Source organism: Pedococcus sp. P2_E2 (genome assembly GCF_056403955.1).
Genome location: NZ_JBFUEM010000008.1, coordinates 78351 through 100745 on the forward strand (window position 1 = coordinate 78351; position 22395 = coordinate 100745).

24 protein-coding genes are annotated in these 22395 nt (G+C 70.6%); 12 read left to right on the forward strand and 12 right to left on the reverse strand.

Going from position 1 to position 22395, the window contains the following annotated elements:
• Positions 1 to 36 precede the first annotated feature (36 nt).
• A complete protein-coding gene (locus AC1DWR_RS17285) occupies positions 37 to 1170 on the reverse strand; it encodes an NADH-quinone oxidoreductase subunit D (RefSeq protein WP_477613915.1) in 1134 nt (377 codons plus the stop codon).
• 107 nt (positions 1171 to 1277) lie between these two features.
• Positions 1278 to 1853 (reverse strand): hypothetical protein, encoded by a 576-nt coding sequence (locus AC1DWR_RS17290; protein WP_477613810.1) that lies wholly within the window; start codon positions 1851 to 1853, stop codon positions 1278 to 1280.
• Positions 1854 to 1946: 93 nt separating this feature from the next.
• Between AC1DWR_RS17290 and AC1DWR_RS17295 the strand changes: the two genes are divergently transcribed.
• The gene (locus AC1DWR_RS17295) at positions 1947 to 3149 is read left to right on the forward strand and encodes a cytochrome P450 (RefSeq protein ID WP_477624876.1); all 1203 of its coding nucleotides are present in this window, start codon (positions 1947 to 1949) and stop codon (positions 3147 to 3149) included.
• Here AC1DWR_RS17295 and AC1DWR_RS17300 read toward each other — a convergent pair.
• The gene (locus tag AC1DWR_RS17300) at positions 3133 to 4077 is read right to left on the reverse strand and encodes an SAM-dependent methyltransferase (protein WP_477613808.1); all 945 of its coding nucleotides are present in this window, start codon (positions 4075 to 4077) and stop codon (positions 3133 to 3135) included. The genes AC1DWR_RS17295 and AC1DWR_RS17300 overlap by 17 nt on opposite strands.
• A 95-nt stretch (positions 4078 to 4172) precedes the next feature.
• Between AC1DWR_RS17300 and AC1DWR_RS17305 the strand changes: the two genes are divergently transcribed.
• From AC1DWR_RS17305 to AC1DWR_RS17345, 9 genes are all read left to right on the forward strand, one after another.
• Complete coding sequence (locus AC1DWR_RS17305) at positions 4173 to 5069, forward strand: Rossmann-like and DUF2520 domain-containing protein (protein ID WP_477613807.1); 897 nt, start codon at positions 4173 to 4175, stop codon at positions 5067 to 5069.
• 18 nt (positions 5070 to 5087) lie between these two features.
• On the forward strand, positions 5088 to 6038 hold the full coding sequence (gene panC, locus AC1DWR_RS17310; RefSeq protein ID WP_477613914.1) for a pantoate--beta-alanine ligase: 951 nt from the start codon (positions 5088 to 5090) through the stop codon (positions 6036 to 6038).
• A gap of 43 nt (positions 6039 to 6081) precedes the next feature.
• Positions 6082 to 6507: an aspartate 1-decarboxylase gene (panD, locus tag AC1DWR_RS17315; RefSeq protein ID WP_477613806.1), complete on the forward strand. Its 426-nt coding sequence runs from the start codon at positions 6082 to 6084 to the stop codon at positions 6505 to 6507.
• Entirely contained in the window at positions 6500 to 8215 is a 1716-nt protein-coding gene (locus AC1DWR_RS17320) for an L-aspartate oxidase (protein ID WP_477613805.1), read from the forward strand. The genes panD and AC1DWR_RS17320 overlap by 8 nt, the downstream gene beginning before the upstream one ends.
• Entirely contained in the window at positions 8212 to 9123 is a 912-nt protein-coding gene (nadC, locus tag AC1DWR_RS17325; RefSeq protein ID WP_477613804.1) for a carboxylating nicotinate-nucleotide diphosphorylase, read from the forward strand. Before AC1DWR_RS17320 ends, nadC begins: the two co-directional genes overlap by 4 nt.
• A gap of 154 nt (positions 9124 to 9277) precedes the next feature.
• Positions 9278 to 10735 carry a lysine--tRNA ligase gene (gene lysS / locus AC1DWR_RS17330; protein ID WP_477613913.1) on the forward strand — a complete coding sequence of 486 codons (1458 nt, stop codon included), beginning with the start codon at positions 9278 to 9280 and terminating at the stop codon, positions 10733 to 10735.
• Positions 10732 to 10932: a hypothetical protein gene (locus AC1DWR_RS17335; RefSeq protein WP_477613803.1), complete on the forward strand. Its 201-nt coding sequence runs from the start codon at positions 10732 to 10734 to the stop codon at positions 10930 to 10932. Before lysS ends, AC1DWR_RS17335 begins: the two co-directional genes overlap by 4 nt.
• A 90-nt stretch (positions 10933 to 11022) precedes the next feature.
• A complete protein-coding gene (locus AC1DWR_RS17340) occupies positions 11023 to 11355 on the forward strand; it encodes a histone-like nucleoid-structuring protein Lsr2 (protein WP_477613802.1) in 333 nt (110 codons plus the stop codon).
• A gap of 197 nt (positions 11356 to 11552) precedes the next feature.
• Entirely contained in the window at positions 11553 to 11981 is a 429-nt protein-coding gene (locus tag AC1DWR_RS17345) for a (2Fe-2S)-binding protein (protein WP_477613801.1), read from the forward strand.
• Here AC1DWR_RS17345 and ligD (AC1DWR_RS17350) read toward each other — a convergent pair.
• Both ligD (AC1DWR_RS17350) and ligD (AC1DWR_RS17355) read right to left on the reverse strand, forming a co-directional pair.
• Positions 11978 to 12859: a non-homologous end-joining DNA ligase gene (ligD, locus tag AC1DWR_RS17350; RefSeq protein WP_477613800.1), complete on the reverse strand. Its 882-nt coding sequence runs from the start codon at positions 12857 to 12859 to the stop codon at positions 11978 to 11980. The genes AC1DWR_RS17345 and ligD (AC1DWR_RS17350) overlap by 4 nt on opposite strands.
• The gene (ligD, locus tag AC1DWR_RS17355; protein ID WP_477613799.1) at positions 12852 to 13796 is read right to left on the reverse strand and encodes a non-homologous end-joining DNA ligase; all 945 of its coding nucleotides are present in this window, start codon (positions 13794 to 13796) and stop codon (positions 12852 to 12854) included. Before ligD (AC1DWR_RS17355) ends, ligD (AC1DWR_RS17350) begins: the two co-directional genes overlap by 8 nt.
• Before the next feature lie 103 nt (positions 13797 to 13899).
• On the opposite strand from ligD (AC1DWR_RS17355), the gene ku reads away from it, so the two are divergent.
• A complete protein-coding gene (gene ku / locus AC1DWR_RS17360; RefSeq protein ID WP_477613798.1) occupies positions 13900 to 14766 on the forward strand; it encodes a non-homologous end joining protein Ku in 867 nt (288 codons plus the stop codon).
• 14 nt (positions 14767 to 14780) lie between these two features.
• Here ku and AC1DWR_RS17365 read toward each other — a convergent pair whose 3' ends face one another.
• The 3 genes from AC1DWR_RS17365 to AC1DWR_RS17375 all read right to left on the reverse strand — a co-directional run bounded on the left by AC1DWR_RS17365 (position 14781) and on the right by AC1DWR_RS17375 (position 17350).
• Positions 14781 to 15536 carry an ABC transporter permease gene (locus AC1DWR_RS17365; protein ID WP_477613797.1) on the reverse strand — a complete coding sequence of 252 codons (756 nt, stop codon included), beginning with the start codon at positions 15534 to 15536 and terminating at the stop codon, positions 14781 to 14783.
• A gap of 1 nt (position 15537) precedes the next feature.
• The gene (locus AC1DWR_RS17370) at positions 15538 to 16554 is read right to left on the reverse strand and encodes an ATP-binding cassette domain-containing protein (RefSeq protein WP_477613796.1); all 1017 of its coding nucleotides are present in this window, start codon (positions 16552 to 16554) and stop codon (positions 15538 to 15540) included.
• A gap of 151 nt (positions 16555 to 16705) precedes the next feature.
• Positions 16706 to 17350 (reverse strand): PadR family transcriptional regulator, encoded by a 645-nt coding sequence (locus AC1DWR_RS17375; RefSeq protein ID WP_477613795.1) that lies wholly within the window; start codon positions 17348 to 17350, stop codon positions 16706 to 16708.
• 95 nt (positions 17351 to 17445) lie between these two features.
• Here AC1DWR_RS17375 and AC1DWR_RS17380 point away from each other — a divergent pair, with 95 nt between their 5' ends.
• Positions 17446 to 18273, forward strand: coding sequence for an Fpg/Nei family DNA glycosylase (locus AC1DWR_RS17380; protein WP_477613794.1), 828 nt, complete (start codon positions 17446 to 17448; stop codon positions 18271 to 18273).
• A 35-nt stretch (positions 18274 to 18308) separates the two neighbouring features.
• Here the strand turns inward: AC1DWR_RS17380 and AC1DWR_RS17385 are convergent, their stop codons facing one another.
• The 4 genes from AC1DWR_RS17385 to AC1DWR_RS17400 are packed head-to-tail and all read right to left on the reverse strand — an operon-like array spanning position 18309 to position 22367.
• The gene (locus AC1DWR_RS17385) at positions 18309 to 19427 is read right to left on the reverse strand and encodes a vWA domain-containing protein (protein ID WP_477613793.1); all 1119 of its coding nucleotides are present in this window, start codon (positions 19425 to 19427) and stop codon (positions 18309 to 18311) included.
• Positions 19424 to 20410, reverse strand: coding sequence for a VWA domain-containing protein (locus tag AC1DWR_RS17390; RefSeq protein ID WP_477613792.1), 987 nt, complete (start codon positions 20408 to 20410; stop codon positions 19424 to 19426). Before AC1DWR_RS17390 ends, AC1DWR_RS17385 begins: the two co-directional genes overlap by 4 nt.
• Positions 20407 to 21348: a DUF58 domain-containing protein gene (locus AC1DWR_RS17395; protein WP_477613791.1), complete on the reverse strand. Its 942-nt coding sequence runs from the start codon at positions 21346 to 21348 to the stop codon at positions 20407 to 20409. The genes AC1DWR_RS17390 and AC1DWR_RS17395 overlap by 4 nt, the downstream gene beginning before the upstream one ends.
• On the reverse strand, positions 21327 to 22367 hold the full coding sequence (locus tag AC1DWR_RS17400; RefSeq protein WP_477613790.1) for an AAA family ATPase: 1041 nt from the start codon (positions 22365 to 22367) through the stop codon (positions 21327 to 21329). Before AC1DWR_RS17400 ends, AC1DWR_RS17395 begins: the two co-directional genes overlap by 22 nt.
• Positions 22368 to 22395 lie beyond the last annotated feature (28 nt).

Below are 22395 nucleotides of genomic sequence, written 5' to 3' on the forward strand. Positions count from 1 at the left end.
GGGGGACGCGGGCGCCGCGGGCAGGGTGGGAGGGGGTTACTTGTCGACGTCGCCCACGACGAAGAACATCGAGCCGAGGATCGCCACCATGTCGGCGATCAGGTTGCCGGGCAGCACCTCGGCGAGCACGGCGACGTTGTTGAACGACGCCGAACGGAGCTTCAGCCGCCACGGTGTCTTCTCCCCGCGCGAGACGAGGTAGTAGCCGTTGAAGCCGAGCGGGTTCTCGGTCGCGGTGTACAGGTCGCCCTCGGGGACCTTGAGCACCTTGGGCAGCTTGACGTTGACCGGGCCCTGGGGCAGCGACCTAAGGCGGTCCAGACACGCCTCCGCGAGGTCGAGGCTCACGTGCACCTGCTCGAGGAGCACCTCGAGCCGGGCCAGGCAGTCGCCGGCCGTGCGCGTCACCACGCGACCGGGGCCGCCTTCGGCGAACAGCTCGGCGTAGGCGAGGTAGGGCTCGTCGCGCCGCAGGTCCATGTCGACGCCGGCAGCGCGCGCGATGGGACCCGAGACCCCATACGCCGCAATCACTTCCGGCGACACCACGCCTACTCCGCGGGTGCGGGCCTCCAGGATCTCGTTGCCCACGATGAGCGACTCGATGTCTGGCAGCCGCCCACGAACTGCTGACACGGCATACGCGACGCGGTCGAGCCAGCCGGCTGGGAGGTCCTCCTTGAGCCCACCCACCCGGTTGAACATGTAGTGCATCCGCCCGCCCGACGCCTCCTCCATGACCGCCTGGAGCTCCTCGCGCTCGCGGAAGGCGTAGAAGATCGGCGTGATGGCGCCGAGCTCGAGCGGGTAGGAGCCGAGGAACATCAGGTGGTTCAGCACCCGGTTGAGCTCGGCCAGCAGGGTGCGGGCCCACACCGCCCGCTCGGGCACCTCCATGCCGAGCATCCGCTCGACGCCCAGCACCACGCCGAGCTCGGAGGAGAAGGCCGACAGCCAGTCGTGGCGGTTGGCCAGGACGATGATCTGCCGGTAGTCGCGGACCTCGAAGAGCTTCTCCGCGCCGCGGTGCATGTACCCGACGATCGGTTCCGCCGACACGATGCGCTCGCCGTCGACGACGATGCGCAGCCGCAGCACGCCGTGCGTTGCCGGGTGCTGCGGGCCGATGTTGAGGACCATGTCCGCCGTGGCCAGGCCGCCGGCACCCATGCCGACGGTGAGCTCGCGTCGGCCTTCCGTCGTGGTCACGGCGCCAGTCTGCCGTATGCCGCGTGGTCGCCGCGGTGCACGGGCGTCAGGTCAGGCGGTGACGCAGGTCAGCCGGGGCAGCCGGGGATGTTCTGCATCGAGGTGGCGTAGCCCTTGGCGTCGAGCTGGACGAGCACGGTGTTCTCGCGGTCCGCCAGCCCCGTGAGGCCGGACGGCGGCACGGACTTGATCTGCAGCGGCTGGTCGGCGGCGATGCAGTGGCTGTAGAGGATCCGAGCCCCGGCAGCCACCGGGATCGTGTAGGTCAGCTTGGTGTTCTGGTTCGTGTAGGGGACCGCCCCCTTGAACGGGCCCGTGGGGACGCCGTTCTTCGCCAGCTTGGCATCGTCCAGCTTGTTCCACGTCACGCGGTCCAGCTCGATGACGGCTGTGCCGGCAACGGAGCTCACCTTGGTCACGAGGCCGAAGTCGAAGGCGCGGCCCTTCACGTCCGACTTGGGGGCCTTGGGCGTGGCCGGTGTCTTGTCAGCCGGAGGCGTCGCGGTCACGGTCGGCGTCACCGTCACCGTGACGTCGCCGCCGGTGCGAGGAGAGTCGGACCCACACGCGGACAGCAGAGCACCAGCCACGGAGGCGGCCAGGATCGCGGCGGTGGTCGCGCGCAGGTGGTGCTGGTGCTTCATGGGGACAGGGGTCCTTTCGAGTGACAGCAACAGTCAAGTTTGCCCTCGAAGCAGCGCCTGACAAAACCGGGCAACCTGCGGCAGGCTGCTCCTGTGCCCGCCCAGCCCCCTGTCGACGCCGCCGACTTCCTCGATCTGGGCGACCCCGCAGTCGTCGCGGACCCCTACCCGCACCTCGCCGCACTGCGTGCCGTTGCACCGCTGGCCTGGCACAGCGGCCTGGGTGTCTGGCTCGCGAGTGGGCACGCCGAAGCCGGCGCCGTCCTGCGCGACCGACGACTGGGCCGGGTCTTCGCGCCGCGCACGCCGGACGCCGACTGGGACACCTTCAACTGGCTGCACGCCGACTCGATCCTCGACAGCGAACCGCCGAAGCACACCCGCCTGCGCCGCCTGGTTGCCGGCGCGTTCGGGCGAGGGCACGTGCAGCGGCTGGCGCCCCGCATCCAGGAGCTGGCCGAAGGGCTGCTCGCGGAGCTGCCCGACGGCGAGTTCGACGTCATCGAGCACTACGCCGAGCCGTTGCCCGTCCTCGTGATCGCCGAGCTCCTCGGCGTCCCCGAGGCCGACCGGCACCACCTGCGCCCGTGGTCCCAGGCCATCGTCCGCATGTACGAGGTGGGCCGGACGCCGGCGGACGAGAAGGCGGCGCGCGAGGCCTGCGGTGCGTTCGCGGCATACGTCGAGGAGCTTGCGGCGCACCGCGCCGAGGCGCCGGGCGACGACCTGCTCACCGACCTCGTCACCGCTCGTGACGGGTCGGACCGGCTGTCGGCGCACGAGCTCGTGGCCACGGCGGTGCTGCTGCTCAACGCGGGTCACGAGGCGAGTGTCAACGGGTTCGGCAACGGGCTGCACTCGTGGCTGACCGCCGCCGACCATGCTGCAGTGGACGTCGCCGACGATGCGGCCGTGTCACGCCTCGTCGAGGAGTTCCTGCGCCACGACTCCCCCCTGCACCTGTTCGAGCGAACCGCCAAGGAACCAGCCGAGGTGGCAGGGGTGGCGTTCGAGCCCGGTGACAAGGTGGCGGCGCTGCTCGGTGCGGCCAACCGCGATCCCGCGGTGTTCGCCGAGCCCGACCGCTTCGACCCGACGCGTGACCCCAACCCGCACCTGGCGTTCGGGGCCGGGATCCACTTCTGCATCGGTGCGCCACTGGCGCGGCTGGAGCTCGAGATCTCGGTGCGCACCATGCTCGCCCGCTTCCCGGACCTCGTGGTCGTCGAGGCGCGACGTCGCCCGACGTTCGTGCTGCGCGGTTTCGAGCGACTGGTCGTCAGCCCACGCGCTTGACCGCCCACAGGAAGTCGCCGAAGCCACCGGCCGCGGTCAGGGCCGCCGCCGCTGACGAGGCGGCCAGCCCCTGCAGGTAGGCCTGCGGGTCGCGTCCCGCGAGCTCCACGGGTGGGTGCCGTCCGTCCACCCCCAGCCCGCGCAGCGCCGTGCGCTGGTCGAGCAGCTCGTCGTGGTCGAGGGTGTCCATGGCCACGTGGGCGGTCAGGTCGCACGTCCCGTCGGGGACGGCCGGGACCAGCTGACCGCGCCGGTATGCCGCGAGCGTGCCCGCCCGGGGACGGTCACCGCCGCGGTGGCCGTAGTCCACGGCCACGAGGACGCCGCGGTCGACCCGGCTGACGAGCTCGGCCCACGCCTGGTCGCGGGGGAGCCCGACTTCGACCCGGTCGCCGCTCTCCGTTGCCTCCCAGTGTGTTTCGGCCCATGCGAGGTCGTCGCCGTCAACCGTCGCACCGAGCGTCTCCTCACCGCTGTGGACGTCCACCTGAACCAGCCGAAGCACTCCGTCATCGTCCACCTCGGCCACGGGACACGGCACGACGTCGAGCCACTCGTGGGCGAAGACGAGCGCGCGGTCGAGGTCGCGCAGCTCCACCGGCAGTGTTGGACCCCCGGGCGAGACCTGCCACTCGACGGACGGGGGGAGAGCCTCGGGTCTCGCCACGACGTCGACCCCGGTGAGGCGCAGTGCAGGGTCCGCGGCCTGCACCTGGGTGAGGAGCTCGCCGCGGCCGGCGCCGACGTCGACCACGTGGGTGAGGCCGTTCTCCCGCGCCAGGCGTGCCACGGCGCCGGCGAGGACCTCCCCCAGGGCGCCGTGCGTGGCCGTCGTGAAGTGACCCGCCGGCCCCGGAGCGGCGCGGTAGAAGCCATCGGGACCGTAGAGGGCGCCCTGCCAGGCCGCCTGCCAGTCGAGGAGGGTCACCCAGCCAACCTATGCCGACCCAGGTTGGTCGGCACTCGCGCAATCAACGCAGGAGCGCTGCGTCGGGTGCAGAACCCGCGAGATAGGTTGGACAGGTGACTTCGGCCGACGAGCGTCCAGCGCGACTCGACGTCGGCGTCGTCGGGACCGGTCGCGTCGGTGCCGTCCTGGGGGCGGCGCTCCAGCGGGTCGGCCATCGCGTGGTCGCGGTCTCGGGCGTCAGCGAGGAGTCCCGCAGCCGCGCCGCCCAGCTCCTGCCCGGCATACCCGTCGTCTCCCCGGAGGACGTGGTGCGGCGATCCGAGCTCGTCCTCCTCGCGGTCCCTGACGACGCGCTGGCCGACCTCGTCGCCGGGCTGGCCGCGACCCGGACGTGGCAGGCGGGCCAGCTCGTCGCGCACACGTCGGGTCGACACGGGCTCGAGGTCTACACCCCGGCCCTCGAGCAGCACGTCCTCGGGCTGGCGCTGCACCCGGCCATGACGTTCACGGGCACTGGACTCGACCTCGAACGCCTCGTGGAGTGCTGTTTCGGCGTGACCGCTCCCGAGCCGCTCCGCCCGGTCGCCGAGGCGCTGGTCCTCGAGATCGGCGCCGAACCCGTCTGGATCGAGGAGTCGGCCCGGCCGCTCTACCACGCAGCCCTGGCGCACGGGGCCAACCACCTCGTCACCCTCATCGCCCAGTCACTGCAGGCGCTGCGGGCAGCAGGCGTCGAGACGCCGTCCCGGGTGCTCGGCCCCTTGGTGTCCGCCGCACTCGACAACGCGTTGCGCGCGGGTGACGCTGCCCTCACCGGGCCCGTCGCGCGCGGCGATGCGGGTACCGTTGCCGAGCACCTGCGACAACTCCAGAGCCTCAGCCCTGACATCAGACCCACCTACCTGGCCCTCGCGCGGGCCACCGCCGAACGAGCCCTGGCCAGCGGTCGGCTCAAGCCACACGTGGCCGAACCCCTGTTGGACATCCTCGCGACCGACCAGGAGCGATAAGTGAGCGAACACTCCGGTATGCCGTCCGCCTCCGCGGCCACGGCACTCACCGACCCGAGGCCTCTCGGGGGTGGCGAACCCGTGGTGGCGCGGACCCGCGACGAGCTGCGCGCGGCCAGGCGCACCCTCACCAACGGCGACGTCGCGGTGGTCATGACCATGGGCGCCCTCCACGAGGGGCACGCGACGCTCATCGAGACGGCTCGGCAGGCTGCCGCCCACGTGGTCGTCACGATCTTCCTGAACCCCCTTCAGTTCGGGCCGCGCGAGGACCTGTCGCGCTATCCCCGGACCTTCGACGACGACATGGAGATCTGCCGTCGGGCAGGGGTGGACCTGGTCTTCGCCCCGACGCCGGACGTCATCTACCAGGACGGCGACCCCGCCGTGCGCATCTCGGCGGGGCCGTTGGGCAACGTGCTCGAGGGGCAGGCCCGCCCCGGCCACTTCGACGGCATGCTGACGGTCGTCGCCAAGCTGCTGCACCTGACCCGCGCGGACTCCGCCTACTTCGGGCAGAAGGACGCCCAGCAGCTCCTGCTGATCCGGCGGATGGTGCGCGACCTCGACTTCCCGGTGAAGGTCGTCTCGGTGCCCACCGTGCGTGAGTCCGACGGGCTGGCGATGAGCAGCCGCAACACCTACCTCACCGACTCCGACCGCGAGACCGCGCTGTGCCTGTCGCAGGCCCTGCGTGCCGGTGCGGCGGCGGCGGCCGAGGGACCGTCGGCTATCCGGCGGGCCGCCCGCACCGTGCTGGTCCGCGAGCCGTTGGCGCTGATCGACTACCTCGTCCTCGTGCACCCTTCGACGCTGGAGGACGTGCCGGAGTGGTACCGGGGCGAGGCCCTCCTTGCGGTCGCCGGCCGCGTCGGCACCACGAGGCTGATCGACAACCTGCCCATCTCGGTGGGACCCGGCGGAGGGGCTCTCGAGGTCTTCTCCGACGTCGACTCCGCCGGCAGCTGACACCCAAGGCAACCACCCCACGCAGTAACCGAGGAACGAGCACATGCAGCGCTTCATGCTCTACGCCAAGATCCACCGGGCCACGGTGACCCAGGCGGACCTGCACTACGTCGGGTCGCTCACGATCGACCGCGACCTCATGGATGCCGCCGGCCTGCTGCCGGGGGAGCAGGTCGACGTGGTCGACGTCGACAACGGCAACCGCCTGACGACCTACGCGATCGAGGGGGAGCGGGGGTCCGGCATCGTCTGCATCAACGGTGCGGCGGCTCGGCTCATCTCACCCGGCGACACGGTCATCATCATCGCGTACGCCGCCATGGACGACCAGGAGGCGAGGACCTTCGAGCCGGAGGTCGTCTTCGTCGACAAGGACAACAAGATCGTCGAGATCGGCCACGACGGCGGGGACGTGCCCGAGGGCTTCGGACTGAAGACCTCGGCCGTGACGCGGCGCCACCATGACTGACGCCCCCGTCGCCGGCCGCGCCGCGACCGACCAGCCCGGACCGACCATCCCGCGCCGGCTGGTCGCGGGCCTGCCCGGGTGGACGACGTCGGCGGACGTCATCGTGGTGGGTTCGGGCATCGCCGGCCTCACGACCGCCCTGCGGCTGCGGCAGCGCGTGGACCGCGTGCTGCTGGTCACCAAGACGGTGCTCAACGAGGGGTCCACCCAGTGGGCCCAGGGCGGCATCGCAGCGGCCCTCGACCCGGGGGACTCCCCCGAGGAGCACCTGCACGACACCCTGGTGGCGGGGTGCGGGGTCTGCGACGTCCCCGCGGTGACGGCCCTGGTCCACGAGGGTCCCGCGCGCGTCCACGAGCTGGTCGCCCTCGGCGCCGAGTTCGACCTCGACGACGCGGGAGGGCTCAAGCTCACCCGCGAGGGCGGCCACCACAAGGACCGGATCGCCCATGCCGGCGGCGACGCCACGGGCAAGGAGATCTCCCGGGCCCTGATCGCCGCCCTGCACCGCGTCAAGGACGACCCAGGCATCGAGGTCATCGAGCACGCCCTGGTCGTGGACCTGTTGCAGGACACGGAGTCCCGCGTCTGTGGCGTGACGCTGCACGTCATCGGCGAGGGGCAGATGGACGGCGTCGGAGCAGCCCGGTCCCGTGCGGTGGTGCTCGCCACCGGCGGGCTGGGACAGGTCTACTCCGCGACGACCAACCCGTCGGTCGCCACGGGCGACGGCATGGCGGCGGCGCTGCGCGCCGGTGCCGTCATGGCCGACGTCGAGTTCGTGCAGTTCCACCCCACGGTGCTGTGGCTGGGGCCGGGCTCCAGCGGTCAGCAGCCGCTCATCTCCGAGGCTGTGCGCGGTGAGGGGGCCTTCCTCGTCGACCGCGACGGAGAGCGGTTCATGCAGGGACGTCACCCGCTGGCCGACCTCGCGCCACGCGACGTGGTCTCGCGGGCCATCGTCGACCGGATGCAGGAGACGGGGGAGGACCACGTCTACCTCGACGCCCGCCACCTCGGCAAGGAGTTCCTCGAGGAGCGCTTTCCCTCCATCGTGGCGCGCTGTCGCGAGCTCGGCTTCGACCCCGCGACCGAGCTGCTGCCGGTCGCCCCGGCGCAGCACTACGCCAGCGGCGGCGTGCGCACCGACCTCGTCGGACGCTCGTCCCTCGACGGCCTCTACGCCTGCGGCGAGGTGTCCTGCACGGGGGTCCACGGTGCCAACCGGCTCGCGTCCAACTCACTCCTGGAGGGTCTGGTCTTCGCCCACCGCATCGCTGACGACATCAGCGAACGGCTGGCGCGGGGGGAGCTCCCCCAGGCCGTCCCGGCCGCGCCCAGTGGTGAGGGCGCGCTGCTCGACGGCTCGGCCAGGGTGCAGGTCCAGGCCGCGATGACGGCCGGGTCAGGCGCGGTGCGGTCGGCCGCCTCGCTCGCGAGCACCGCGCTCGCCCTCCACGACCTCGCGCTGGCCGCCACGTCCACCGAGTCCGGTCCGCAGTCGTGGGAGACCACCAACCTGCTCCACATCGGCCAGGTCCTGACGCTGGCGGCCTCCTTGCGCGAGGAGACCCGCGGTGGTCACGTCCGCAGCGACCATCCCGACCAGGTCGATCCCCGCTGGCGCGGCCACACCCTGGTCCTCCGAGGCGCCGACGGCACGCTCTCCACCACTTTCGAACCCGTTCCCGAACAGGACCTCGCATGACCGGCGCACCCTCGGCCGACCCTGTCGACCTCGCAGACCTGCGGTTCCCCGAGGCCGACGCCCTGGCCGTCATCCGCACCGCCCTCGACGAGGACCTCGGTGGGCCGGACGGCGTCGACGTCACGACGACGGCCACCATCCCGGTCGAGCAGGTGAGCACGGCGCACGTCGTGGTGCGCGAGGACGGCGCGCTGGCCGGCATACCCCTCATTGCGATGGTCTTCGACGAGGTGGCCAGGCGGATGGGCGCCGAGCCGCTGCGCATCACCACGAAGCACCGCGACGGCGACCTCGTCGGCAAGGGCGACGTGGTCGCCACGCTGGCCGGGTCGACCCAGGTGACCCTGGTCGGCGAACGAACCATGCTCAACCTCGTGTGCCGCCTCTCCGGCATCGCCACGAACACCCACGCCTGGGCGCAGCGGCTCGAAGGCACCGGTGCCACGGTCCTCGACACCCGCAAGACCACCCCAGGGCTGCGCGCCCTCGAGAAGTACGCGGTCCGCGCGGGTGGCGGCACCAACAAGCGCATGGGCCTGTTCGACGTGGCCATGATCAAGGACAACCACAAGCTCGCCGCCGGCTCGCTCAGCAAGGCGTATGCCGCGGTGCTGGCGAAGTTCCCCGACGTGCCGATCCAGGTGGAGGTCACCACGACGGAGGAGGCCCTCGAGTCGGTCGAGGTCGGCGCACGCTTCCTGTTGTGCGACAACATGTCTCCACAGCGGCTGCGCGAAACGGTGCAGGCCGTGCGTGCGACCGGTGAGGCCGTCGAGCTCGAAGCCACGGGAGGGCTCACGCTCCAGGTGGCGCGCGAGTACGCCGAGACCGGTGTCGACTACCTCAGTGTCGGCGGGCTGACCCACTCCTCCCCGATCCTCGATCTCGCCCTCGACCTCGCGGACTGACCTCGCCCCGCCCGCCGCTTCCAACAGAGGCCGCCGCGGTCCGCCCTGCGAGGCACCGTGTGCCGGTCGGTACCCTTTGCGGGTGAGCCAGACCCCCAGCGCGACCGACGCCACTGACGTGGCGACCCAGCCCGACGCCGACCTCCCCGAGCAGATGAAGGTGCGTCGCGAGAAGCGGGACCGGTTGCTGGCCGAGGGCAAGCAGGCCTTCCCGGTGCAGGTGCCGCGCACGCACACCCTCGGTGAGGTCCGTGAGCAGTGGGGGCACCTCGAGACCGGCGAGGAGACCCAGGACGTCGTCGGTGTCGCCGGGCGCGTCATCTTCATCCGCAACACCGGCAAGCTCGCCTTCGCGACGCTCCAGGAGGGCGTCGGCACCCGCCTGCAGGTCATGCTCAGCCTGGCGGAGGTCGGCGAGGACGCCCTGGCCGACTGGAAGTCGACCGTCGACCTCGGCGACCACGTGTTCGTCGAGGGCAGGGTGATCTCCTCGCGCCGCGGCGAGCTGTCGGTGATGGCCACCCGGTGGGAGATGGCGTCCAAGGCGCTGCGTCCGCTGCCGGTGCTGCACAAGGACCTGTCGGAGGAGTCGCGCGTGCGCCAGCGCTACGCCGACCTGATCGTCCGGCAGGAGGCCCGCGACATGGTGCGCACCAAGGCTCGCGCGCTGTCCGCGATCCGCGGTGTCCTCGACACCCAGGGCTACCTCGAGGTCGAGACGCCGATCATCCAGCTCGTCCACGGCGGCGCGGCGGCTCGTCCGTTCCGCACCCACATGAACGCGTTCGACCAGGAGATGACCCTGCGCATCGCCCTGGAGCTCAACCTCAAGAAGGCCGTGGTCGGGGGAGTCGACCGGGTCTACGAGATGGGCCGCATCTTCCGCAACGAGGGCGTCGACGCCACCCACAGCCCAGAGTTCACGATGCTCGAGGCCTACCAGGCCTACGGTGACCAGACGAGCATCGCCGCCCTCATGCGCGACGTCTTCCTCGGCGTCGCCGACGCGCTCGGCTCGCGCCAGGTCGAGACCGCGGCCGGCACCGTCGACCTCGACGGCGAGTGGCGCTGGCTGCCTGTCTACGAGGGCGTTTCCGAGGCGGTGGGTGAGACGGTCACCATCGACACCGACGTCGACACCCTGCGTGGGTATGCCGCGAAGCACGACGTGGCCATCGACCCGGCCTGGGACAAGGACAAGGTGTTCCTCGAGCTGCTCGGTGAGCTCGTCGAGCCGGGGCTGCTCCAGCCGACGTTCCTGTGCGACTACCCCGCGATCGCACAGCCGTTGGCCCGCCCGCACCGCAGCGAGCCGGGGCTGATCGAGGCCTGGGACCTCATCATCGCTGGGGTCGAACGCGGGACGGGCTTCTCGGAGCTCGTCGATCCGGTGGTCCAGCGCGAGGTGCTCACGGCCCAGTCGGTCAAGGCTGCCGGGGGCGACCCCGAGGCCATGCAGCTCGACGAGGACTTCCTTCGGGCCCTGGAGTACGGCGCACCCCCGATGGGCGGACTCGGCTTCGGCGTGGACCGCCTCGTGATGCTGTTCACCGACGCCAGCATCCGCGAGACGATCCTGTTCCCGCACCTCAAGCCGGAGGTTTCCCGATGAGCGGCATCTGGCCCTACATCGCCGCGCTGATTCCCTCGGCCGGTGTGGGATTCCTCTTCTGGCTGGTCATCAAGAACATGATCGAGGGCGACCGCAAGGAGCGTTTGGCGCATTCCCAATGGGAGGCGGCGCACGCCGGGGACGAGAGTGCGAAGGACAATTCAGGGCATTCTGCGAATGGCGAGAAGATTTCCTGAGGGGCCTTTCTGACGGGCATTTGAGAATGAACTGGCGTGGCCACTATCTTTGGCCTCCCGCCCCATTCATTTTTGCCGAGAGGAAACTCCATGGCCCAGCGCGTGAGCATTGTGCTCGAGGACGACATCGACGGTTCGGTTGCAGACGAGACGGTGACCTTCGCCCTCGACGGGGTCACCTACGAGATCGACCTCAACGGCAAGAACGCCGCTGCCCTGCGTGATGCGCTGGCGCCCTATGTCGGCCATGCACGGCGCTCGGCGGGCCGCCGCACCGCGGGTCGACCTGCTGCCGGCGGCCGAGGCACCGGCAAGCGCGACCTCGGTGACGTGCGCGAGTGGGCGCGGTCCAACGGGCACAAGGTCAGCGATCGCGGCCGCATTTCCGCCGAGGTCCAGGCCGCCTACGACAAGGCGCACTGACGCTGGATATCCGCCGCGTCCCAGAAGGCACTCCGGACCTTTTCTGGGACTGGCGGGCAATTCTTGCTGGTCAGCGCAGGGGTGAGGATCCATTACGTGAATGGCGTCAGCGGCTGACGATCTCGACGAACCACCAGTACGCCACCGTCGTCCCGGCCTCCATGCCGTCGGCTTTTGTTCTTCAGTGGACTCTCGAGGTGGCCGCGGAAGTCGGGGTGCATGCCGCCCGGCACCATTCAGGGGTCCTGCACCCCGAGGACTCCGGCCTCAGTTTCGCCCTGCAACCGACGCAGCTCTACCCCGTCGCAGCCCAGTTCCGTGCCCCCACGGTCACCGAGGCGGGCCTCGACGACCGGCTGGAAGCTGCCCGGGCGGCATACCGGGTGGCGGGGCTCGAGCTGGCGCTGGGCTATCGGTCCGACGCCAAGCTGGGTGAGCACACCAGGCGGGCGATGGTCGACGACGTCTGGGCGATGACCCTGGCGCGAGCCAGCGGCCAGCGACCTCCCCGGCGCGGCTCGTGCTGCTTCATCTACGTGCTGCCCGGCGTGCACGAGTGCTCCGGCTGCCCCCGGCTCGCGACTGCGGCCGGCCGCGGACAGACCGGCGGTCGGCTGCGCGGCTAGCTGAGCAGATCGGCGAGCAGGTCCCCCTCGGACTCGAGCCGGTCGAGCACCTCGTCGAACATCAGCTGCTCGAACTTCGCGCCGTCGGCTCCGGCTTCGACCTCGTCCCACGACCGGGGCGCCGCGACCGTCGGCGTCTCCTTGCCGCGCAGGGAGTAGGGGCAGATGGTCGTCTTGGCTGCGACGTTCTGGCTCCAGTCGAGGAAGATCTTGCCGGGTCGCAGCGACTTGGTCATCTTCCAGACGATCAGGTCGGGGTGCTTCTTGGTGAGCTCCTGGGCCAGCTGCATGGCGAGATCGCGGGTCTGGTCGGAGGTGAGGTCGCCCGGCAGCCCGGCATAGAGCTGCATCCCCTTGCTGCCGCTGGTGACCGGAAAGAGGTCCAGGCCCAGCGCGCCGAGCCGGTCGCGCACCATGATCGCGACCTGCGCGCACTCACGCAGGCCCGCGGGCGACCCCGGGTCGAGGTCGATGACCAACCGGTCGGGGTGCGCCCGCTCGCCGCCGACGACCCGCCACTGGGGGATGTGCAGCTCGATGGAGTTGAGGTTGACCAGGTAGGTCAGCTGGGCCAGGTCCTCGACCATCGGGTAGGTCACCGTGTCGACCGTGACCCGGGGCAGCCATGGCGGGGCCCCCGACGGCAGGTTCTTCTCGAAGAAGCTCTGGTCGCCGGTCCCGTGCGGCCAGCGCACCCGCGTCAGCGCCCGGTCGGCCAGATGCGGCAGGATCACGTCGGCGACCTGCGCGTAGTAGTTGAGCACCTCCCCCTTGGTGGTCTCGGTCGAGGGGAAGAGCAGCTTGTCGAGGCTGGTCAGCTTGAGCCTGCGGCCGCCCACCTCGACGCGCGTTGTCTGGGGGACGTAGCGCTCAGGCATCGTCCATCTCCTGCAGGTCCTCGGGCGTGAGGTCGGTGCGGATGCCGAGGTATGCCGGCTGGCGCAGCCTGCCGTCGCGCGTCACCTCGAGGGTGCGAGCCTCCACCACCACCGCAGGGTCGACCCACGTCGCCCCGACGCTGTCGATGCGGGGTACCTCGTCGCTGAAGGGCGAGTCCGGGCGGGTGTGAGGGGCGAGGGCCTCGGCGAGCTGGGTGGCCGCGCGTCCGGCGATGCCGCTGCCCATCCGCCCGGCGAACCGCCATCCTCCGTTGCCGTCGGGGACCCCGAGCAGGACCGCCCCGAGCCGCCCGGAGTCGTTGGTCTTCTCCGCTCGCCAGCCGCCCACGACGGCGGACAGGGTTGCCCGGTGGGGTGACTTGAGCCAGTCGGCCGAGCGGCGGCCCGGGAGGTAGGGCGCAGTGAGGCGCTTGCTCACCACGCCTTCCAGACCCTGCTCGAGGGTCGCTGCGTAGAGCTCCTGACCGTCCTCGTAGACCGGTGGGACCTGCCAGTGCCGACCCGAGAGGTCGAGGCGTTCCAGCAGCTCGCGCCGAGCCGACAGCGGCTGGGCGGTGAGGTCGGACCCGTAGAGCCGCAGCAGGTCGAAGATCATGAACGTCACCGGTCTGACTGCGGCCAGGCGCTCGGCCTTGCGGCGGTCGCGCACGTGCATCCGGTCGGCCAACGCCCCGAACGACGGGCGACCCCCCTCGAGGGCGACGACCTCGCCGTCCAGCAGCATGTCGTCGTAGGAGGCCGCGAGGTCGGCCAGCTCCGGGTAGCTGGCCGTCACGTCGTTGCCGATGCGCGAGGTCAGGGTGAGCACGCCGTCGCGCACGTCCGCGAGCACGCGCATGCCATCCCACTTCACCTCGTGGATCCAGTCGTCCCCGTCGGGGATGCTGGTGGCGGGACTGGCCAGCATGGGGCGCATGGGGCCATCCTGACGCATAGGCTGGTTTCCACGCGCGAGGCCCGAGGCGCCTCGTCAGGGATGGGTGCCTGTCCGCGGGCAGGCAGACGGAAGGACGACAAGCATGCGAGCGATCTGGAAGGGCGCGGTGTCCTTCGGCCTGGTGAACGTGCCGATCCGTCTCTACTCCGCCACCGAGAACCACGACGTGCAGTTCCGGCAGGTGCACCGCGAGGACGGTGGCCGGATCAAGTACCAGCGCATCTGCAGCATCGACGGCGAGATCGTGTCCTACGACGACATCGCCAAGGGGTACGAGACCGAGGACGGCGAGATGGTGGTCCTCACCGACGAGGACTTCAAGGACCTGCCGGCCACGAGCAGCAAGGAGATCTCGGTCGAGAAATTCGTCCCCGCCGAGCAGATCGACCCGATGCTCTACGACAAGTCGTACTACCTCGAGCCCGACAAGGCCTCCACCAAGCCGTACATCCTGCTGCGGGACGCCCTCGAGAAGGAGAACCGGGTCGCAGTCGTGACGGTCTCCATCCGCACCCGGATGACGATGGCGGTGCTGCGCGTCCACGAGGGCGTGATCCTGATGCAGACCATGTTGTGGCCCGACGAGATCCGCAAGCCCGACTTCGCCTCCCTCGACGACGACGCCAAGGCGACCAAGCAGGAGCTGGCGATGGCCGACCTGCTGATCGAGCAGCTCGCGGGGGACTACCAGCCCGATGACTACGAGGACGACTACGCCGCGGCCCTGCAGTCGCTCGTCAAGGCCAAGGTCGAAGGCGGCGAGGTGCAGTTCGCACCCGAGTCCAAGGACGAGTCGGGCGAGGTCGTCGACCTGCTCGCCGCCCTCAAGAAGTCCGTCGACAAGGCCAAGGCGTCGCGTGGGGAGTCCACCTCCGAGACGAAGAAGCCGGCCACCAAGACCGCCGCGAAGAAGACAGCGACCAAGAAGGCCGCGAAGAAGGCCAGCTGAGGCCGACCTCCGACCTAGGCGTTCTCCTTGCGGAAGGTCGAGGTGCCCCACCAGAGCGCGATGGCGAACAGGCCCACCGCCCAGAGGGAGCCCCAGAGCATCGCGTTCGTCCCGAAGTCGCCGAGGAACGAACCACGCACGGCATCGGTGATCCACCGGAACGGCATGAAGTCGCTGGTGCGCTGGAGCCAGTCCGGTCCGAGCGTCATCGGCAGGAGGATGCCCGACAGGAGCAGGACCGGCATCATCACGACGTTGATGACCGGTGCCATGACGTCCTCGCTCTTGGTGGTCAGTGCCAGGGCGTTGGAGGCCGCCGCGCACGCGCCGCCGACGAGCAGGGTGAGCGCGACGCCGAGGACGACCCCTCGCAGGGGCGCCGCCATGCCGACCCAGTAACCGAGCCCGACCAGCACGAGTGCCTGGACGAACAGCTGGAGCAGGTCACGCCACAGCCGTCCCATGAGCAGGGCCGTCCGGCTGGCCGGCGTCACCCGCTCGGCCTCGATGACGCCGTCACGCCACTCCGAGATCAGCCCGAAGCCCGCGAAGAAGGCGCCGAACATGCCGAGCTGGATCAGCATGCCGGGCACGAAGAAGGTCCAGCTGTTCGCGTAGCCCATCTGAGCGGCCATCGGCTTGAGCAGCGGTCCGAACAGGAACAGGTAGAGGATCGGCTGCATCAGGCCGATGAGCACCCAGGCAGGGTTGCGCAGGTTCATCCGGAGCTGGCGGCGGAAGACGATGAAGGACTCACGCAGGAACTGCATGTCACTTCTCCTTCGAGGTCGGGTCGGCCGGCGTGGTGGCCTCTGCGTCGCGCAGCGAGCGGCCGGTGAGGGTGAGGAACACGTCGTCGAGGGTGGGGCGCAGGACCTCGATCGACTCGAGGTCGATGTCGGCGCCGCGCAGGTCGGCCAGCAGGCCGGGTACCGCCTTGCCGGCGCGCTGCACGCGGCCGCGCACGTGGTTGCCGTCGATCTCGACGGCGTCGCGGCCGTCGCTGCCGGACTCGGCGATCGCATCGAGTCGCTTGGCCGCCTCGGCCACCAGGTCGGGGTCCGCAACTTCCAGGTCGACGAGGTCGCCGGAGACCTGGGCCTTGAGGTTGTCGCTGGTGTCGGCGGCAATGATCTTGCCGTGGTCGATCACGATGATCCGGTCGCTCAGGGCGTCGGCCTCGTCGAGGTAGTGGGTGGTGAGGAAGACCGTCGCACCGCGTCGCTTGCGCAGGTCGGCGATGTGGGTCCAGAGGTTGGCCCGGGCCTGCGGGTCGAGGCCTGTCGTCGGCTCGTCGAGGAAGACGAGCGTCGGCTCGTGGATCAGCCCCATGACGATGTCGAGGCGGCGGCGCTGGCCACCCGACATGGTCTTCGGCTGGCGCCCCCACAGTCCCTCGAGGTCGAGCTGGCCGAACAGCTCCTGGCCCCGACGGCGCGCGTCGGCGCCCGACATGCCGTAGAGCATGCCGTGGTCGACGACCTCGTCACCGGCGCGGGCGAACTGCCCCGTGGCCCCGCTCTGCGAGACGTAACCGATCGACCGTCGGACCTTCTCGGACTCCTTGACGACGTCGAAGCCGGCCACCGTGGCCGTGCCCGCCGTGGGCCTCAGCAAGGTGGTCAGCATGCGCAGCGTCGTGGTCTTGCCGGCGCCGTTCGGCCCGAGGAACCCGACGACCTCGCCCTCGGCCACATCGAGGTCGACGCCGTCGACAGCACGTACCTCGCCCTTCTTCCTGCCCTCGCGCGTCTGGAAGGTCTGCACCAGACCTCGTGCGTGGATCATCCCCAACTCCCTCTGACGGACCGTCCCCTTGGCGGCTGGGTCGCCGTTTGTTCAAACTTGAATATCGCTAGTGTTCAACATTGAATACTCTGGCGTCAAGCCGATATCTACCGCCCGCGCCACCAAGGTAGACCCGGCTGCTGACAGCAATTCATCGCTCGCGGGAGATGAGCTCCACGTAGCGCTGCCGGTCGCTGGCCATCTGCCAGCCCGGGTCGTCCGCGGGGGCCTGCCAGTCCACCGGCTCACCCCGCAGGGCGAAGTCGCCGCGGTCGATGCGGGCGATGAGGGTGACCAGCCACTCACGCTCGGTCTGGCCCATGCCCATCCAGAGGTCGGCCAACGCGAGGACGTGCGGGGGGACAGCCCCGGCCGGCCGCTCCTGGGCCAGCTGTTCGCGGACGTTGGCGTCGAGGTTGGCCAGCCTGGTCTGCAGGGCCTCGCGGACCGCGGTGCGGCTCATCAGCGGCATCAGGGCCATCCCCGTGTGGAACGGCAGGGGGGACAGGAGGTCCGGGCGCTCCACGGCTGCGCGCCACAGCTTCTCGAACTCACGTCGGCCCAGGGGAGTGCTCGTGTAGACGGCCACCTCGCGACTGCCGTCGACCAGGTCGTGACGCTCGAGGTTGCCCTGTCGCGCCAAGGTGGCCAGGCCCGAGTAGATCGAGCCCGGGTTGACGTGGGCCCAGTCCTCGACCTGCCAGGACAGCAGCTCGCGGCGCAGCTGGTACCCGTTGACCGGCTCGAACAGCATGACGGCGCCGAGGAGCAGCAGTCTGGTCTCGGTGGCCGCCATGCGGTGCAGTGTAGGAGGCGGGGCCACAGTGGATCAGGTCATCACGGTCAGGTCATCACGGAGCGGGACGTCATGGCGCAGGCCATGATGGGCCCATGCCCGAAGGCCACACCCTGTTCGCGCTCGCACGCGACCTCGACGCGGCATACAGGGGGACGCAGCCGACGGTGAGCAGCCCGCAGGGAAGGTTCGCGGCCGGCGCCGCGCTGCTGTCCGGCCGCACCTTCGTCCACGCGACCTCGTGGGGCAAGCACCTCTTCGCCGAGTTCGAGGAGGACGCCTGGCTGCACGTGCACCTCGGCCTCATCGGCACCTTCACCATCGACGACCGCCCGTATGCCGGGGAGGTGCCGATCGTGGGCCAGGTCCGGTTGCGGTTGGCGACCGACGAGCACGTCGCCGACCTCCGCGGTCCCAACCTGTGCGCCGTGACAACCCCCGACCAGGTGGAGGCAGTGATGGCCCGCCTCGGCCCGGATCCCCTTCACCCAGAACCGGATCCGGAGATCGCCTGGCGCAAGATCTCCCGCAGCAGCAAGGCGATCGCCGAGCTGCTGATGGACCAGTCCGTCCTGGCGGGCATCGGCAACGTCTATCGCAGCGAGGTGCTGTTCCGTCAGCGGGTCGACCCCTTCCGGCCGGGCAAGGAGATCCGTCGCACGACGTGGGACGCAATCTGGCTCGACCTCGTCGACCTGCTGCCGCTGGGGGTCGTCACCGGCAAGATCGTGACCGTGGCCGAGCAGGTCGAGCAGATCCGGGCTGAGCTCGCAGCGGGGGAGGTCGACCGGCTGACGGAGCGGACGTCCTACGTCTACCGCCGTCAGGGCGAGCCGTGCCGGGTCTGCGGTTCACGGATCCGCACCCAGGTGGTGGCGGGCCGCAACCTGTTCTGGTGCGGTCGCTGCCAGCGCCGTCGCTGACTCCCGAACGACCGAGGTCGGCACCGCCGAACCCGTCACTGGGGGTGGGCGGTCCAGCGTCCGGCGAGCCAGAGCCCGAGCAGCAGCAGGAGCGCCGCCAGGCCGGCAAAGGCGACACTGATCTCGACGTTGCGCTCCTGCAGGTCGACGTGCTTGGGCAGGTCGTTCAGGACTCCCTGCAGCTGGTCGGCGTCGCTCGCCTTGAAGTACTCGCCACCGGTTGTCCGGGCGACCGCCTGCAGTGCGTCCTCGTCGACGACGAGGAAGTTGCGCCCTCCCGGCCCCAGGCCGCCGCCGAAGCCACCGGGCGGCCCGTCGAACAGCCCTCCTCCGAGCTGGTCGCGGGTGCAGACCATCTGGGTCGGCTCGGTGGTGCCGAAGCCGATCGGGTAGACGCGCACCCCACGGGCCGCCGCCTGCACGGCCGCGTCCTGCGGTGTCACCCCGCGCGTGTTGGCGCCGTCGGTCAGCAGGACGACGATCTCCGGCACGGTCTTGGTCCCCTTGGGTGGCGTCGCGCCGGGAGTGCCGGTGGGGTCCGGAGTCGGGGTCAGGGCGTCCGGTCCGTCGGCGCCGGTGTCCCCCGTGTCGACCGGCGCCACATCGGGGTTGATCTCGGCGATCGCGTCGATCGACTTGAGGATGGCCGCGCCGATGGTGGTGCCGCGGCCGGTGGTCAGTCCGTCGACGGCGTGCAGGAGGTCGTCGTGGTTGGTGGTCGGCGCGACCGCCACCTGGGCGAACCCGGAGAAGACGACCAGGCCGATCCGGGTGCGGTTGTCCTGCTTGCCGATGAAGTCGCGGACCGCTTCCTGAGCTGCCGCAAGGCGATTCGGGCTGACATCGGTCGCGCACATCGATCCCGACACGTCGACGGCGAGGATGACGGCAGAGCTCGAGATCGGCACCTGCGCCCGCACCTGGGGTCGTCCCGCGGCAAGGCCGAGGAGGGCGAGGCTGCCCAGCACCAGGGCGAGCGGCACGTGTCGTCGCCACATCCGCTGGCGGGGCAGGACCGCCCGGATCAGGGCGACGTTGGAGAACCGGACGGCCGCCCGGCGGCGTCGCCGCAGCTGCCACAGGTATGCCGCGACGAGCAGTGGGACGGCGAGGAGCCCGAGCAGGGCGACGGGGAGCGCGAAGGACACGGTCACACCACCCTTCCCGAGCGGACGACCGAGGCGCCCGCCCCGAGCAGGAGGAGGACGGCTGCCGCGGCGGCGAACCAGGACGTGATCTCACGACGTTCGGTCCGGGCGGTCCAGGTCAGGTCGATGGAGCTGTAGACCTTGCTCAGGGCGGCGGTGTCGCTCGCGGCGTAGTAGGTGCCGTCGGTGGTGTCGGCGATCTGCTTGAGGGTGGCCTCGTCGAGTCGCGTCGAGATCTGGAAGCCGTCGACCTCGAGCACCGTGCCCTGCGGGCTGCCCAGCCCGATCGGGAAGATCCGCACGCCTGCGGTGGAGGCGAGCTCGGCCAGGACGAGCGGGTCGGGATCGGTCGTGTTCTCGCCGTCGGACAGCAGCACCACGGCAGCCGAGCCGTAGTAGCCGAGCTCGTCACCCCCGGCCGTGCCGTCCTGGCCCGTCTCGTCGACGCTGATCGGCTTGCCCGCTATCGCGCTGATGGCCGAGACGATGCCGCGCCCGAGTGCCGTGCCACCCTGAGGGGCCAGCCGGTCGATGGCGGCCAGCACCTCCTTGCGGTCGTTGGTCGGCTGTTGCGAGATGACGGCCGAGTCCCCGAAGGCGACGACGCCCAGCCTGATCGACGACGGCTGCTTGGCCACGAAGGTGCGGGCCGCGGCCTTGGCCGCGTCCAGCCGGGTCGGTGCGAGATCCTTGGCTGCCATGCTCGTCGACACGTCGAAGGCCAGGATGACGGTGCCCTCGCGTCGCGGCTCGGCCACCGTCGCCGAAGGACGGGCCAGCGAGGCGAGCAGCAGCGTCAGGGCGGCGAGCAGCAGCAGGGGCGCGACGTGACGCCACCGGTCGGGGCCACCGGGACTGGCGGCTACCAGCCCCTCGGCCGCCAGCTGTGCGCGACGCTCGTCGCGACGGCGCAGCTGGGCCCGGTACGCGATCACCAGGACCGGGACCGCGAGCAGGGACAGCAGGAGCACCGGCCACTCGAAGGTCATCTCCGCCTCCGCCTGCGGAGCTCGGAGATGCGGGCCAGCGCCCTGACCAGGTCGTCGTCCGTGGCGACGGGGTAGGTCTCGGTGCCGGACCGTCGTGCTGCCGCAACCAGGGCGTCCTGCCTCTCCCTGGCCGCTACGGCCAGCCGCCCACGGAACACCGGGTCGTTGGTGTCGACGAAGATCTGTTCGCCCGTCTCGGCGTCCTCGACGTAGACCATCCCGACCGCCGGGAGCTCGGACTCCCTCGGGTCAACCACCTGGATGGCCACCACGTCGTGGCGTCGCGCCAGCAGCGACAGCGGCTGTTCCCAGCCCGGTTGAGTGATGAAGTCGGAGACGATGACCAGCAGCGAGCGCCGGCGAGCCAGCCCTAGTGCCGCGCGCAGCAGGCGGGACAGGTCGGTGGTGTCCTTCGACCGGGTGCCCGGCGGCGGGCGCAACAGGGCCTGGCTGATGCGGAGCACCTGGTTGCGACCGTGCCCCGGAGGAATCGTCTCGATGCTCCCGTCGAACAACGCCGCCCCGATGCGGTTGCCACCGCGGGCCAGGATGTGCGCGAGCGTCGTGGCGATCTCGGCCAGCACCAGCGACTTCTGGCGGTCCACCGGCCCGAAGCCCATCGACGCCGACCGGTCCAGCAGGAGCCAGGCCGTGACCTCCCGGTCCTCCACGTACTCGCGCACGTACGGGGTGTCCATCCGGGCGGTGACGTTCCAGTCGATGTGCCGCAGGTCGTCACCGGGCTCGTACTCGCGCAGGTCGGTGAAGTCCACGCCCGTCCCCCGGAAAAGGGTCCGGTAGTCACCCTGGAGCCGCCCGTCGAGCCGGCGCACGACGCGCCACTCGAGCCGCCGGAGCAGTCGCTCCGCGGTCAACGGCCCCGCGGCGGACGGCCCGGGAACCGGGGGCCCTTGGCTCAGCGGGGTCCGGCGGCCCATGGCGCCTCGGAAGTGGACTGGGTCTGCTGGCGGCGCTCGCGCAGGGGCACGTCGGGCATCGTCACCGCATCCAGGATCGGGCCGAGGAGGTCGTCAGCCGCAATGCCCTCGGCCAGCGCCTCGTAGGACAGCACCAGCCGGTGGCGCATCACGTCGCGCGCCAGGTCGCGCACGTCCTGGGGCCGCGCGAAGTCGCGACCCCGGAGGAAGGCCAGTGCCTTGCCCGCGAGCACCAGGTTGATCGACGCACGCGGGCTGGCACCGAACGACAGGTAGCGGGCCAGGTCGGGCAGGCCGACCACCCCGGGTGAGCGGGTCGCGCCGACCAGCCGCACGGCATACTCGATCACGGCGGGATCGACGTAGACCGCGTCGGTCCGCTTCTGGAACTCCACCAGCTGTCCCGGTTCGAGCACTCGCTGAGCCGCCTCGAAGGTCGTCGTCATCCTCTCGACCACGACGAACTCCTCTGAGGCAGTGGGATATCCGACGAGCGCCTTGAGCATGAACCGGTCGACCTGCGCCTCCGGGAGCGCGTAGGTGCCTTCGGACTCGATGGGGTTCTGGGTCGCCATGACGAGGAAGGGGTCGGGCGCCTTGAACGTCTCCCGGCCGATGGTGACCTGGCGCTCCTGCATGACCTCGAGCAGCGCGCTCTGCACCTTGGCCGGGGCGCGGTTGATCTCGTCGGCCAGCACGAGGTTGGCGAAGACGGGGCCCAGCGAGACCTGGAACTCGCCGTCCTTCTGGTTGTAGATGCGGGTGCCGATGACGTCGGCGGGCACGAGGTCGGGCGTGAACTGGATCCGCTGGAACTCGCCGCCGATGGCCTGGGCGAGCGTCTTGATCGCCATCGTCTTGGCCAGCCCCGGGACGCCCTCGACGAGCAGGTGACCGCGGGCCAGCAGCGCGACGAGCATGCGTTCGAGGAGGACGTCCTGGCCGACGATGGTCTTCTTGACCTCGTAGAGCGCCTGCTCGAGCGGGTGCTGCCGGCCGAGCTCGGGGTGGGGATCCATGCGCTCTCCTCGGGTGCGATCTGTTGCT